This window comes from Phreatobacter sp. AB_2022a, assembly GCF_026847585.1.
GTDB lineage: Bacteria > Pseudomonadota > Alphaproteobacteria > Rhizobiales > Phreatobacteraceae > Phreatobacter.
In genome coordinates, this window is the sequence record NZ_JAPSET010000061.1 from 17016 (window position 1) to 29868 (window position 12853).

Genomic DNA, 12853 nt, shown 5'->3' on the forward strand with positions numbered 1-12853 from the left:
CATCCGGCGGCTCGGGCGTTGAATGAGAAAGGCGAATGGGGTTGCAGCGGCGGTGATCGTCGCACCCCCATTCGCCATTCGCCATTCGCACCCGCTGTCTGAAACAAACCCCTGGGTCCCGAAACAGGCGGCGGCGCGGCACGACACCGGCCGGCAAGCCTTGAAACATTGCGTTTCGCAAGGAAATGCCGGGCTGTGCGGCGAGACACTGCCGCGAAAATCCTGAGGCCTACAACCGCAGCCGACGTGATTGGCGCCCGGCGGTCGTTGAACAGAGGTGATGAACCTTTTGCCGCCGGCTCGCCACTCACCTGACAGAATGGCCGGACAACGGCCCCTCGGGAGGTGGTCATGAACCTGATGTCGAAGACGTTGGTTCTCAGTGCATTCGCCGCCGCCGCTGCCACCATCGCCCTGGCGATGCCGCCGGCAAGCCGCGCCGCCGTGTCGCAGGCGCCGGTCGTCGGCCATGGCCTGTCGTCGGCCGATCTCGACAATGCCTTCGCGGCCTTCGCCGTCCGGCCCCAGCGCGCCGAACCGGCGGTCGCCGTCAGCGCGGCGGCCCGCGGCCAGGTGCCGATGATCCAGGGCGACCGCGCGGCGGCGACCCGGCGCGGCGCCTGCGGGCAGTACACCTGGCCGCATATTCCGCGCGAATGCCAGACCACGGTCGACGGCGCGCCGCTGCACGGCGTCCGCACCGTCACGGTCGACACGGTCGCCCCGGCCCGCTGATCCCCTCTCGCTATCATCGTCCTCACGCGTTCCCGAGGAGTGCCCGATGCGCCGTTTCGCCATCGCCGCAGCGCTGTCCCTTGCCGCCCTCTCCGCAGCCCCGGCCGTGGCGGCCTCTTCCGTCATGATCGATCCCGATACCCGCCAGCCCATGGCCTTCGCGCCGGCGATCGCCTCGGCCCGGCCGCAGGCGGCGGCCATTCCGCGTGAGGTGGTCGATTTCACCGGAGCCTATGCGCCGGGCACGGTGGTGGTCGATACCGGCGCGCGCCGGCTCTATTACGTGCTGCCCGGCCGCCAGGCGATCCGCTACGGCATCGGCGTCGGCCGCCCCGGCTTCGAATGGGCCGGCAGCCCGCACATCACCCGCAAGCAGGAATGGCCGGATTGGCGCCCGCCCGAGCAGATGCTGCGGCGCCGGCCCGACCTGCCGCGCTTCATGGCCGGCGGCCCGGACAATCCGCTCGGCGCCCGCGCCCTCTATCTCGGCTCCTCGCTCTATCGCATCCACGGCTCCAACGAGCCGCACACGATCGGCCAGGCCGTCTCGTCGGGTTGCATCCGCATGCTCAACGACGATGTCGTCGACCTCTACAACCGCGTCCAGGTCGGTACCCGCGTGATCGTCCTGCGCTGACCCCATCCCCTCCCGCGTGCATGCCCCCCGCATGACCTCGAACTGCCCCGGCGCCGGCAACGGCTCCGGGGCATTTTTTCACCGGCTCGCAGGTCTCGCCGGATGCTGCCGGCGCCGGCCGGGCGGCCCGCCGCGCGGTCTCCACAGCGGCGTGATCGTCCTGTGCAAATCTTGCGCCCGGGAGGGTGGACAGGACCGAAGCGAGACCCTATAAACCCGCTCGCTCGCGACGCACCGTCATCGAACGGTCGTGTTGCGCAGCCGCCCGGGTAGCTCAGTTGGTAGAGCATGCGACTGAAAATCGCAGTGTCGGTGGTTCGATTCCGCCCCCGGGCACCATTTTGCCTCTAAGGCATTGGGTTTTATCGCTTTTCATCGCGTCTCGCGGTCCGTTCCGCGCAGTGCGGGAGCGCCTTCCGCTTTGTCTCGAAGCGCATCGCATCCTTACATCGACGTCAGTCCCGGATGGCGGTGGACATATTCGCCCTGCAGGGCGGTGATCGCGCCGAGCATCTCGTAGGCATTGGGATGGGTGTCGGCCCAGACGGCGAGCCGTGCGCCTTCGAGCGTGTAGCCGGTGGCCACGAGGCTCTGCAGGCGGCCGTCCTTGGCCATGGCCAGGAGCTCCTCGATGATGTTGACGAGGCCCTTGTTCGGTTCGCCCTGCAACGACAGCTGGTCGCCGAACAGACTGATGACTTCAGACATGTGCAGTCCCTCGTTTCGCCATGACGCTCCCGCTGCTGCGGAAGAGGATTGCGCCGCGCCGGGCGACAGGACGGCGCGGCGGACCGCCGATCGCGTCGTCGCCCTCGATATCTGCCATTGCGGCTGGTCAGGCCGTCACGCCGTCTGGTCCGGTGGCGGCGCAGCCTCGGCCCCGCCCGGCTGCCAGAGCGGCCAGAAGGGCTCCGGCAGCGCGTGCTGGACCTTGGCGATCTGGCCCTGCGGCAGGTGGCTCGACAGCACGGTGAACACCGCGCGGACGGCCTCCTCGGCATCGATTGGCCGGCTGTCCGACAGCCCGCTGCCGACTTCCGCGACGAACCTGTCGCGATCGAGCTTCATCGGCTGTCGCTGCGGCTCGAACTGGTCATAATAGGCGCCGCGCACGAGCAGCGGCAACTGCGCGCCCAGGTTGGCGGCGAGTTCGACGGGGAGCCGGTCGCGGAGCTTGCGCAGCACCACCGACAGGACCTTCCAGGCAACCTGACGGTCGGGCCCGAGCATCTCCTTGATGTCGTCAAGCCAGATATGGGTGGTTTGAAGCGTCCTGTCGAAGACGTCGAGGCCGGTCGCACTCATGCGGCTCCTCCTCTGCCAATTCCTGCTTCACATGTGGAACTTGGCGACCCGCAGGCCGGTTCCGTCGGGGATCGCGAACGCGGGGGCATCGCGGCGGGCGCGCAGGCAAGCCGGCTTCCTGTCCGCCGGCGGGAGCAAAGCGACATGGCGGCGCATTCAGGTTCGAAGACCGTCATCTATGCCGCCGTCGCCGGCAACCTGCTGATCGCCGCGACCAAGTTCGCCGCGGCCGCCTGGACCGGCAGCTCGGCCATGCTTTCGGAAGGTGTTCACTCGCTTGTCGATACCGGCAACGGCCTGCTGCTGCTCTACGGGCTGCGCCGCGCCGCGCGGCCGCCCGATCTCGCCCATCCCTTCGGCCATGGCCGAGAGCTCTATTTCTGGAGCTTCATCGTCGCATTGCTGGTCTTCGCGGTCGGCGCCGGCGTCTCGTTCTACGAAGGCATCGCGCATATCCGCGAGCCGCGGCCGGCGACCGACCTCGCTGCCAACTATGTCGTGCTCGGCTTTTCCGCCCTGTTCGAAGGCTATACCTGGCGCGTCGCCCTGAAGGAGTTCCGCGCCGTGAAGGGCGCGCTCGGCTACTACGCGGCGGTCCGCGAGAGCAAGGACCCGAGCGTCTTCACCGTGTTGTTCGAGGACACGGCAGCGCTGCTCGGCCTGTTCATCGCCTTCTGCGGCATCACCGCCGCGGCCTGGCTCGACCGGCCGGAACTCGACGGCATCGCCTCGCTGTTCATCAGCGCCATCCTGGCCCTGACGGCGATCTTCCTCGCCCGCGAGAGCAAGGCGCTGCTCATGGGCGAGGCGGCGCTGCCGCATGTCCAGGAGGAGATCCTGACCGTGGTGCGCGGCGACCCGGACGTCGAGCGCGTCAACGGCCTGACGACGGTGCATCTCGGCCCCGACCAGATCGTGGTGGCGCTCAGCCTGGAATTCCGGGACGACCGTTCGACCGCCGAGATCGAACGCTGCGTGGAGCGGATCGAGACAAGGCTCCGGCGGAGCCGGACCGATATCGCCTCGGTCTTCGTCAAGCCGCAGACCCGCGCCACCTGGCGCGCCCGCCGCGCCCGGCTCAGGGCCGGCCGGTGAAGCCGCAGCTTCGGGCTGGCCGAGGATCAATTGCCGTCCCGATACGTTGATCTGTCGAAGGTGCGGCACCGCCGCCCGACGGCCGCGGACCCGCCGATCGTTCCACGATGGAGACGACCGATGCCGGACAGGAAGACCATTGCCAGGGCCCTGAAGGACAAGCGCGAGGGCAAGTCGCCGAGCACGCAGGCCGGCGAGTTCGTGCGTGAGGAAATCGAGGAGATCCGCCGCGGCGAGCATGGCGCGCGCTCGACCAGGCAGGCGATCGCGATCGGCCTCTCCGAGGCACGCAAGGCGGGCGTCGACCTGCCGCCGCCGCGCAAGGGCAAGGTCAAGGAGAGCACCCGCAAGAGCGCCGAATATGCCTATGAGGTCGGCCAGGGCGAGCGCGTGCCGAAGCGCCGTCCGAAGGTCTCGAAGGCGGTGTCGCGCGTTCTGAAGGCGGAGCCGAAGGACACCGCATCGCCGGCGGCCCTGTCGCGGCAGACCAGGCGGGCGGCTTCGCGGCGCACCGCCGAGGAACGATCCGCCGCCGCGAAGAAGGCGGCCCGGACCAAGGGACCGGAGGGACGCAGGCGGGCGGCCCAGAAGGCGGCGCGGACCCGGGCGGAGCGGCGCGCCTGAACCGCGTCATGCGGTCGGGCGCCGCTCCGGTCGAAGTGCCGGCCCCCGGCCGGACATCCGGCCGGGCTGCCGTGGCCCGGCCAGGATCTGGACGAGGACGAGCGTCATGCCGAAGCCAGTCGTTCTGATCACCGGCAGCAGCGGCTTCCTCGGGCAGGCGATCGCGCGCGGCCTGGCGGAACGCTATCAGGTCGTGGGGCTCGACGTCGCGCCGAGGCGATCCCTGCCGGGGCTGGAGGCGATCGCGATCGATCTCACCTCCGATGCCAGCGTGAGCGAAGCCGTGGACGCAGTGCGCCAGCGCTTCGGCAGCCGGATCGCCTCGGTCGTCCACCTCGCCGCCTATTACGACACGACCGGCGAGGACAATCCGAAATACGACGCCGTGACGGTGGAGGGCACGCGCCGGCTGCTGGCCGCCCTGCGGGATTTCGAGACCGAGCAGTTCGTCTTCTCCAGCACCCTGCTCGTGCATGCGCCGAGCCCGGCGAAGGGCGTGAAGATCGACGAGGACGGCGCGCTGGCCCCGGCCTGGGCCTATCCCCGCTCGAAGGTCGAGACCGAGCGGCTGATCCGCGAGGAGCGCGGCGACATCAAGATCGCCATCGTCAGGCTCGCCGGCGTCTATGACGAGCAGTGCCGCGCCGCCTTCGTCGCCCAGCAGATCGCCCGCATCTTCGAACGTCGGCCGACCGCCTATCTTTTCGCCGGCGACATCGAAACGGGCCAACCCTATCTCCACAAGGACGATCTCGTCGATGCCATCGTGCGCGTCGTCGACCGGCGCGACCGGCTTCCCGACGAAACGGTCCTGCTGATCGGCGAGGAGGAGACGCCGACCTATGGCGAGATGCAGCGGCGGATCGGCGAGCTGGTCCATGGCGAGCCCTGGCGCACGCTCGCGTTGCCCAAGGAGGTCACGCAGGTCGGCGCCTGGATGCAGGAGCACGTGCTGGACCAGGATGTCGAGATCAAGGCCTGGATGGTGGCCAGTGCCGACGACCACTACGAGCTCGACATCGGTCGCGCCGACCGGCTCCTCGGCTGGCGACCGCGCCACAGCCTGACCGCGACGCTGCCGGAGATGATCCGGCGCCTGAAGGCCGATCCGACCGACTGGTACCGGGCGAACAAGCTCGAGCCCTCCGTGGTCGCGGCGTCCGGGCCGGAGCTCGATCAGGCGGCGCAGCGGCTGCAGCGGCCGCTGGAGCGCTCGGACGCGGACGTCGCCGAGGAGACTGCGCGCCACCATGCGCGCACGCTCTGGGCGCCGTTGACCAATGCCGCGATCGGCCTCTGGCTCGTCGCCTCGCCGTTCGCGCTGGGGCTGTTCGACCCGCCGGCCGCACCCCTGCCGCCGGCGCTCGGCCACGATATCGCGGCGGCGGAAACGCGCGATGCGCGGCTCGGCGCCAGCGAGATCCTGTCCGGGCTGCTGGTCATGATCCTCGCGCTGGGCGGCATGGCGCGCCGATGGCACGCGCTGCAATGGGGCACGGCGGCTGTCGGCGTATGGGTAATGGCGGCGCCGCTGCTGTTCTGGACCACCAGCGCGGGCGCCTATGCGACCGATACCCTGGCGGGCATGATCATCATCGCGCTCGCGGTCATGGTGCCGCCCACGCCGGGCGTCAGCGGCCGGGCGCTGGCCGCTGACGACGATCGGCCGCTCGGCTGGACCTATTCGCCCTCGACGTTCAGCCAGCGCATCCACATCGTCGCGCTCGCCCTGGTCGGCCTGCTCGTCTCGCGTTATCTCGCCGCCTATCAGCTCGGCCATGTCGACGGCCTCTGGGATCCGTTCTTCGGACCGGGCGGGGCGGGCGTCGCCAACGGCACCGAGGCGGTGGTCACCTCCTGGGTTTCCAAGGGGTTTCCGATCGCCGATGCGGGGCTCGGCGCCTTCGCCTACGCGCTCGATGTGCTGGCCGGGGCGATCGGCGACCGGCGCCGCTGGCGCACCATGCCCTGGATGGTCGTGCTGTTCGGACTGCTGGTCGTGCCGCTCGGTCTCGTCAGCGTCGGCTTCATCATGATCCAGCCGCCGCTGATCGGCGCCCTGTGCACGCTCTGCATCATCCAGGCGGCGCTGACGGTCCTGCTCATTCCCTATTCGGTCGATGAGGTGCTGGCGAGCTGCCAGTATCTGCGGCGCGCGAAGCGGGCAGGGGAGCCGTTCTGGCGCACCTTCTGGCGCGGCGGTCCGGCGCTCGGCGAGGACCAGGCCCCGACGCCCGATCTCGACCGGCCGGTTCCGGACATCATGCGGGACATCGTCATGGGCGGCGTGAACTTTCCCTGGACGCTCGTGGCGAGCACCGTGCTCGGCATCGCCCTGATGGCGTCGCCGCTGGCCTTCGGCGCGCAGCCGCCGCTCTCCTTCAGCGACCACGTCGCAGGCTGCCTCGTCATCCTCGTCGCCGTGACGGCGATGGCCGAGGTCGTGCGGGCGGTGCGGTTCGTCAATATCGCGCTCGGCGCGTGGATCGCCGTCTCGCCCTTCATGCTCGATGGCGGCGCGCCGGCGGCAACCGCCGCCGACATCGCCATCGGGTTGGGGCTGGTCGCGCTGAGCCTGCCGCGCGGCACGCGCAGCGAGGCGCATTACGGCGGCTGGGACCGGGCCATCGTATGAGGTGGCTGCGCGCGATGCCGCCCGGCCGCCCGATTCAGGCCGCGCGATCGACCGCATCAGGCTGCCAGACGAGATTCAGCATCTCCATCAGGGTCGCGGCATTGGCCGGCGCGTGGCGCTTGTCGGTATTGTCGAAGAACAGGAAGACATCGCGCGGCTCGGCGGGCGCCGCGTCGCGGTCGCCGGCGAACGTGCCGTCCGTCATCGGCTGCCCGCCGGCCCAGGCCTCGATGCGCCTCGCCCAGCGCCTCAGCTCCGGCTCCGCATAATGCGAGCGATAGAGCTCGTCCGAACCGTGCAGTCGGCAATAGACGAAGTCGGCGGTGAGATCCATCAGCCGCGGCCAGTCGACCGTGTCGGCGCAGACCAGCGCAATGCCGTGCCGGCGCAGCAGGTCGATGAAGGCCGGGTCGCGAAAGCTTTCGTGACGGATCTCGACCGCATGGCGCATCGGCCGTTTGGCATCGGTCTGGACCGCGGCCCGTCCGGCGAGCCGCTCGTCGTGGCGGCGCGCCAGGGCGGCCGCGGCCTCCGTGTCTTTCGGCAGGAGCGCGAGGAAGTCTTCCATGAGGCCCGGATCGAAACGGAAGCTCGGCGGAAACTGCCAGAGCAGCGGCCCGAGCTTGGGGCCGAGCCGGAGCAGGCCGGACGCGAGGAAATTGGCGAGCGGCGTCTCGATCTCCCTGAGCCGGCGGATATGGGTGATGAAGCGCGAACCCTTGACGGCGAACACGAAGCCCTCGGGCGTGGCCTCGGCCCATTGCGCGAAGGCGTGCGGTTTCTGCAGGCCGTAGAAGGTGCCGTTGATTTCCAGGGTCGGAAGCTGCCGGGCCGCGAAGGCCAGCTCGCTCTTGCGGCTCAGCCCCTTCGGGTAGAAATGACCGCGCCAGCCGGCATAGCTCCAGCCCGACAGGCCGATGCGGATCGCCGCCCGCGGCGGCTTCTTCCGGCTGGTTTTCCGCTGCATGGGCATTGCCATCTCTGTGCGTCGGCGAGGGGGCTCCGTCGTGCCGGCGGCCGGCTCGTGAAACGGCGAAAGGCGCTAGGCATAGGGCAGCCTGCCCAGTGCCGAATAGCGTTCGTTGAGCGCGTCGAGCCTGTCCATTTCCGCCGCGTCGATGGAAAAGTCGAAGACGTCGCAATTCTCCTGGAGGTGGGCCCCCTGATTGGCTTTGGGAAGCGGCACGACGCTGTGCTGAAGATTCCAGCGGATCAGCACCTGTGCAGGCGTCTTGCCATATTTCGTGGCGAGCTCGACCAGGGGCTCCTCGGTCAGCCGCGTGCCGCGGGTGAGCGGGCTGTAGGCCTGAATGACGATATGCTTGCGCAGCGCGAAATCGCGCATGGCCTCACTGTGGCCGAACGGGCTCCACTCGATCTGGTTGACGGCCGGCGTCTCGCCGCTGTCGGCAATCAGGGCTTCGATCTGTTCGACGCGGTAGTTGCTGACGCCGATATCCCTGGCAAGGCCATCGCGCTTGGCCTTGAGCAGCCCCTGCCACAGTTCTTCGCCGGCGCCCTGGCGCGGCGGCCGGTGGATGAGCATGAGGTCGGCGTAGTCGAGCTGCAGCTCGCGCAGGTTGCGCCGTGTCGCCTCGTAGGCGTCCTCGGTCTCCTCCACCTTGGTGACGAGGTAGATGTCCGCGCGGCGCAGGCCGCTGCGCGCAATGCCTTCGGCGATGGCCGGCTGCGTGCCGTAGTCGCCCGACGTGTCGATCATGCGGTAGCCGAGCGCCAGCGCCGCGACGATCGTCTCGGCCGTGTCATGCGACAGCTGCCACGTGCCGAGGCCCATCAGCGGCATGCTGTGGCCGCTCCGCAGGTCGATACCGTTCTGCGACGTCATGGGCTGGTCCTTCCCTGGCATGGCCGGACAGGCCGGAGCGTGCCGGCCACCCACCGGCCGAGATCATCTCCCGTGGCCGGTTTCGGAAGCCGTTTCAGGATCAAGCGCGGAAAAGCCGTCCGGTTCCGCGCGGGGCTGCTTCCGGTGCGACGTCCGCTTGGCGGCGGGCAAAACAGTTGAGCCGGTTCAGAACTGCCGGGCGAGGACGGCGTTGCACAGCAAAGGCATGAGCGCCGGCCAAAGCTGGTGCAGGGAGGTAGCGATGATCCATCACGTCTCGCTGGGAACGAACGATGTCGCCCGCAGCCGCGCCTTCTACGAACCGGTCCTGGCGGTGCTTGGCCTCCGCCTGCTCAAGGCTTCGGAGGACGCGGCGCATTATGGCGTGACCTCGGCCCTGTTCAGCCTCACCAGGCCGGTGGACGGCAAGCCGGCTTCGGTCGGCAACGGCGTGCACATCGCCTTCGTCGCCGGAAAGCGCGCCATCGTCGACGAGTTCCACGCGGTCGCGCTGCGCCATGGCGGCACCGATGCCGGCGCGCCCGGCCTGCGGCCGGAATACAATCCGAACTATTACGGCGCCTTCGTGCGCGATCCCGACGGCAACAAGATCGAGGCCGTGACGCATCACGGCGGGTGACCACCGTGCGCGGCTGCTCGGAGGCAGGTGATGGCGAGAGACGGCGACATGACAACTCTGCTGACCAAGACCCTGGTATCGGGCTCGGTGCTGAGCGTGGTGACGGCCGCTGCGCTGGCGCTGCTCGCACGCGCCGAAGGGCGCGGGGCCCTCCAGCCCGTCAACGCGACGAGCCACTGGTACTGGGGCAATGCTGCAGGCCGTGTCCGCGGCGCCGATGCGCGCCACACGCTTGTCGGCGTCGTCACCCATCACGCGGCGTCGGTCTTCTGGGCCGGGATCTTCCAGGCCGCCCGCCGCCAGCATCCGGCCCGTGCGCCGGTCGTCGACGCCCTGGCCGTGTCAGCCCTGGCCGCGATCGTCGACTATGGCCTCGTCCCGAAGCGGCTCACGCCGGGATGGGAAAAGGCGCTGCCGCGGCGCGCCGTCGCGCTCGCCTATGCGGCGATGGCCGTCGCCTTCCTGGCGACCTGTCCGCCGCGCGAACAGGGCCTGGATCGGCCATGACGCCGCTCGTCGGACGAATGCTCCTCGGCGCCCTGGCCGGCTTCGCGGCGACCCTGCCGATGACCGGAGCGATGCGGCGCATGCACGAGCAGCTTCCCCGGCGCGAGCGCTATCCGCTGCCGCCCCGGGAAATCGTCGAGGACCTGCCTGATCTCGGGCTGCGCCCGTCGACGGCGACGCTGCTCCACCATTTCCTCTATGGCGCCGCCGCCGGCAGCGTCCTCGCGGCGGCCTCCACCCGGCGCGATGCCGCGGCCGGTGGCGTCTTCGGTCTGGCGGTATGGGCTGCGAGCTATCTCGGCTGGATTCCGGCCATGGGCATTCTGCGCTTCGGCGCGCGGCATCCGCCCCGGCGCAATGGTCTGATGCTGGCCGCTCATCTCGTCTGGGGGGCATGTCTCGCGGCCGGCCTGCGCGAGCTGGAAACGGCGCGCGGCGAAAGCTTCGCACATGCGACGGCGTTGCATCCCAGCCTGGAAGACCGTCGGGAGGACCGAACGTGAATACCGCGAACCTGCAGATGGAAGGCCTCCTGCTGGCGCTGGCTGCGCTGTGCGTGGAACTGAAGCGCAAGGATGTGCTGAGCGAGCGTGATATCGGCACGGCTCTCGATCTTGCGGAAAGCGGGGCTTCGGCCCGTCTGTCGGAATTGCGCGAGGCCAATACCGAGGCGATCCATTTCCCGATCCGTTTCCTACGCCAGGCGCTGCGCGGCGGGGACGGCGCGCTCGACTACAGGGCGATTACCGCCGCGATCGGCCGTCAGCGCGACGAGAGGCTGTGACATTCACGGCGGCAGGCGTAGCACCGGGAAATGAAGGCGGACACTCGGCCTGGACCACGCCGGCGTGGCGCGGCTGGCCATCCGCGGCGGTGTGCCGCACGTGTCTTTGATGCCGCAGACAGACGGAACAATCGCCGATCGCGCGATGAGCGGTTCGCATAAAGGCGCGACAAATCAACGTCATGAGAAACGCGAAAGCTGGGGTTGAGAACTATCAATTTTTCTCGGGTTCCAGGATTGCGCATTCCCTAGGCGGGAATCGGGGCTGCCGCGATGCGGCAGGACGGCCCCCGATCCAGGGAGATGCTCATGGATACCGCGTCGATCGACTGCAGCGAGCCCGCTCGCTGGTCCCGGGACAGCAAGCGCGGCTGCCTGCACGCGGCGGCATATCTGTCGTCAGTATCGCTTCTGGCTTTGACCCTGCTGCCGCAGGTCGCGCGGGCAGACAATGAGTGCGGGACCGGAACCACCGTCGTCTGCAGTCCGAGCGGCAATCCTTATGCCAATGGGATCCGCTACAACAGCTCGTCCGGGCAGAACCTGTCCTTCGAGCCGGGCGTCGCGGTCGATACCGCCAATGACGGGCTCTACATATCCAATGGAACGGCTGGCGATATCGTGATCAACACGTCAGCCGGCACGGTCACTACGAGCGGCGACTATCGCTACGGCATCAATGCCTCCAACAATGCCGGAGGCGTCACGGTCACGACCGGCGATGTGACGGCGAGCGGGACCTGGGCATCCGGCATCAGCGCGTGGAGCGCGAACGGACCGGTGGTGATCGATACCACCGCCGGGACGGTCGCGGGGCGTGGAACCGGTATCTACGCCTCCGGCAACGGCCTCACGATCACCACGGCAGATGTCGGAAGCAGCGATGGGTTCTCGCACGCCATCAATGCCGCCACCTACGGAACCGGCAATGTCCTGGTGGACACGACGGCCGGCACGGTTTCGACCCAGGGCGAGAGCAGCTTCGGCATCTTCGTCAATGACGGCAGCGGCAGTCCTTCACTGACGACCCGCGTCGTGACGGGCGACATTTCGACGGCAGGCCCGGAAGGCAGCAGCGGCATCGTCATTCGCAGTTCCGGCATCGTCGAGGTCGACACGACGGCGGGCACGGTTTCGACGCAGGGCGTGCAGTCGAGCGGCATTGCCGTCGTCGCCGGTTTCGGCAACGACAATGATGGACCGGCGGCGCGATCGATCGACATCAGGAGCGGGGCCATCACGACGGCGGGCGCCGAATCCGCCGGCATTCATGTCTATGGCCAGCAGAGCGCGGTGACGATCGATACGACCGCCGGCGCGATCGAGACGCGCGGGGCGTCTTCCGCCGGCCTCCTGGTCGGCAATGCCGCCGGCGATGTCTCGATCAGGGCGGGCCGGATAGCGACCTCCGGCGAAGCCGCCTATGGCATCGCGGTCACGTCGGAAGACGAAGGCGTCACCGGGACATACCGCACCGAGGTCGTCGCGACCCAGCCGATCACGGTGACCGGCGCCAATGCCGGCGGCATCGCGGTCCGCGATGTCGGCTCCGGCGGTCCCGTCACCGTGACGGCCGAGGCCAACGTCACGGCCCAGGGACAGAACGCGGTCGGCATCGCCGCGGGCTCGTTCCATGCGCCGGTCGCGGTCACCGTCAATTCCGGCGCCACCGTCATGGGCGGCTGGTCGCAGTCGCCGGACGACCTGTCGACGGGCGCCTCGACCAGCGGCGCGAGCTCGATGACGCGTATCGGCGGCGGCCTGCCGGCGGCCGGTATCGTGCTGTTCTCGGGCGCTGCCGAAGGCGCGCGCCTCACCAACAACGGCACGATCGGCGCCATGAACGACCGCGCCGTCACCATGGGCTTTCCCTGCGCGACCCGCGGCCGGGCCAGTGGCGGCGGCAGTAGCGCGAGCTTCAACATGACGCCGACGGCGCCGGGCGGCAAGTCCTGGCTCGGCACCTTCGCCTCGGCGATCATGGAGGCGATCGTGCCCTCGGCGCGGGCGGCGGCGCCGCCGGCGGAGCGGGGCTGCGGTGACGG

The 12853-nt window shown here is 69.2% G+C and carries 14 protein-coding genes and 1 tRNA gene; 11 read left to right on the forward strand and 4 right to left on the reverse strand.

Going from position 1 to position 12853, the window contains the following annotated elements; genetic code table 11:
- Window positions 1–351: 351 nt before the first annotated feature.
- From OZ671_RS28520 to OZ671_RS28530, 3 genes are all read left to right on the forward strand, one after another.
- On the forward strand, window positions 352–735 hold the full coding sequence (locus OZ671_RS28520) for a hypothetical protein (protein ID WP_268863853.1): 384 nt from the start codon (window positions 352–354) through the stop codon (window positions 733–735).
- A 46-nt stretch (window positions 736–781) separates the two neighbouring features.
- Window positions 782–1372: a L,D-transpeptidase gene (locus tag OZ671_RS28525; protein ID WP_268863854.1), complete on the forward strand. Its 591-nt coding sequence runs from the start codon at window positions 782–784 to the stop codon at window positions 1370–1372.
- A gap of 263 nt (window positions 1373–1635) precedes the next feature.
- Window positions 1636–1711: transfer RNA gene (locus OZ671_RS28530), tRNA-Phe, on the forward strand.
- Window positions 1712–1816: 105 nt separating this feature from the next.
- Here OZ671_RS28530 and OZ671_RS28535 read toward each other — a convergent pair.
- Window positions 1817–2080: a hypothetical protein gene (locus tag OZ671_RS28535; protein WP_268863855.1), complete on the reverse strand. Its 264-nt coding sequence runs from the start codon at window positions 2078–2080 to the stop codon at window positions 1817–1819.
- Between the two features lie 135 nt (window positions 2081–2215).
- Window positions 2216–2677: a DUF2267 domain-containing protein gene (locus tag OZ671_RS28540; RefSeq protein ID WP_268863856.1), complete on the reverse strand. Its 462-nt coding sequence runs from the start codon at window positions 2675–2677 to the stop codon at window positions 2216–2218.
- 144 nt (window positions 2678–2821) lie between these two features.
- On the opposite strand from OZ671_RS28540, the gene OZ671_RS28545 reads away from it, so the two are divergent.
- The 3 genes from OZ671_RS28545 to OZ671_RS28555 all read left to right on the forward strand — a co-directional run bounded on the left by OZ671_RS28545 (window position 2822) and on the right by OZ671_RS28555 (window position 7031).
- Entirely contained in the window at window positions 2822–3772 is a 951-nt protein-coding gene (locus tag OZ671_RS28545; RefSeq protein WP_268863857.1) for a cation diffusion facilitator family transporter, read from the forward strand.
- Window positions 3773–3892: 120 nt separating this feature from the next.
- A complete protein-coding gene (locus OZ671_RS28550; RefSeq protein ID WP_268863858.1) occupies window positions 3893–4396 on the forward strand; it encodes a DUF6496 domain-containing protein in 504 nt (167 codons plus the stop codon).
- A gap of 106 nt (window positions 4397–4502) precedes the next feature.
- Window positions 4503–7031, forward strand: coding sequence for an NAD-dependent epimerase/dehydratase family protein (locus OZ671_RS28555; RefSeq protein ID WP_268863859.1), 2529 nt, complete (start codon window positions 4503–4505; stop codon window positions 7029–7031).
- A gap of 34 nt (window positions 7032–7065) precedes the next feature.
- Here OZ671_RS28555 and OZ671_RS28560 read toward each other — a convergent pair whose 3' ends face one another.
- Window positions 7066–7998, reverse strand: coding sequence for a DUF72 domain-containing protein (locus OZ671_RS28560; protein ID WP_268863860.1), 933 nt, complete (start codon window positions 7996–7998; stop codon window positions 7066–7068).
- 75 nt (window positions 7999–8073) lie between these two features.
- Complete coding sequence (locus tag OZ671_RS28565) at window positions 8074–8877, reverse strand: aldo/keto reductase family protein (protein ID WP_268863861.1); 804 nt, start codon at window positions 8875–8877, stop codon at window positions 8074–8076.
- A gap of 262 nt (window positions 8878–9139) precedes the next feature.
- Between OZ671_RS28565 and OZ671_RS28570 the strand changes: the two genes are divergently transcribed.
- From OZ671_RS28570 to OZ671_RS28590, 5 genes are all read left to right on the forward strand, one after another.
- The gene (locus tag OZ671_RS28570; RefSeq protein WP_268863862.1) at window positions 9140–9517 is read left to right on the forward strand and encodes a VOC family protein; all 378 of its coding nucleotides are present in this window, start codon (window positions 9140–9142) and stop codon (window positions 9515–9517) included.
- Window positions 9518–9565: 48 nt separating this feature from the next.
- Window positions 9566–10024, forward strand: a complete 459-nt coding sequence (locus tag OZ671_RS28575) for a hypothetical protein (protein WP_268863863.1) — start codon at window positions 9566–9568, stop codon at window positions 10022–10024.
- Window positions 10021–10527, forward strand: coding sequence for a hypothetical protein (locus OZ671_RS28580; RefSeq protein ID WP_268863864.1), 507 nt, complete (start codon window positions 10021–10023; stop codon window positions 10525–10527). Before OZ671_RS28575 ends, OZ671_RS28580 begins: the two co-directional genes overlap by 4 nt.
- The gene (locus tag OZ671_RS28585) at window positions 10524–10808 is read left to right on the forward strand and encodes a hypothetical protein (RefSeq protein ID WP_268863865.1); all 285 of its coding nucleotides are present in this window, start codon (window positions 10524–10526) and stop codon (window positions 10806–10808) included. Before OZ671_RS28580 ends, OZ671_RS28585 begins: the two co-directional genes overlap by 4 nt.
- A gap of 309 nt (window positions 10809–11117) precedes the next feature.
- The coding region (locus OZ671_RS28590) for a beta strand repeat-containing protein (RefSeq protein WP_268863866.1) at window positions 11118–12853 on the forward strand (1736 nt) is incomplete at its 3' end.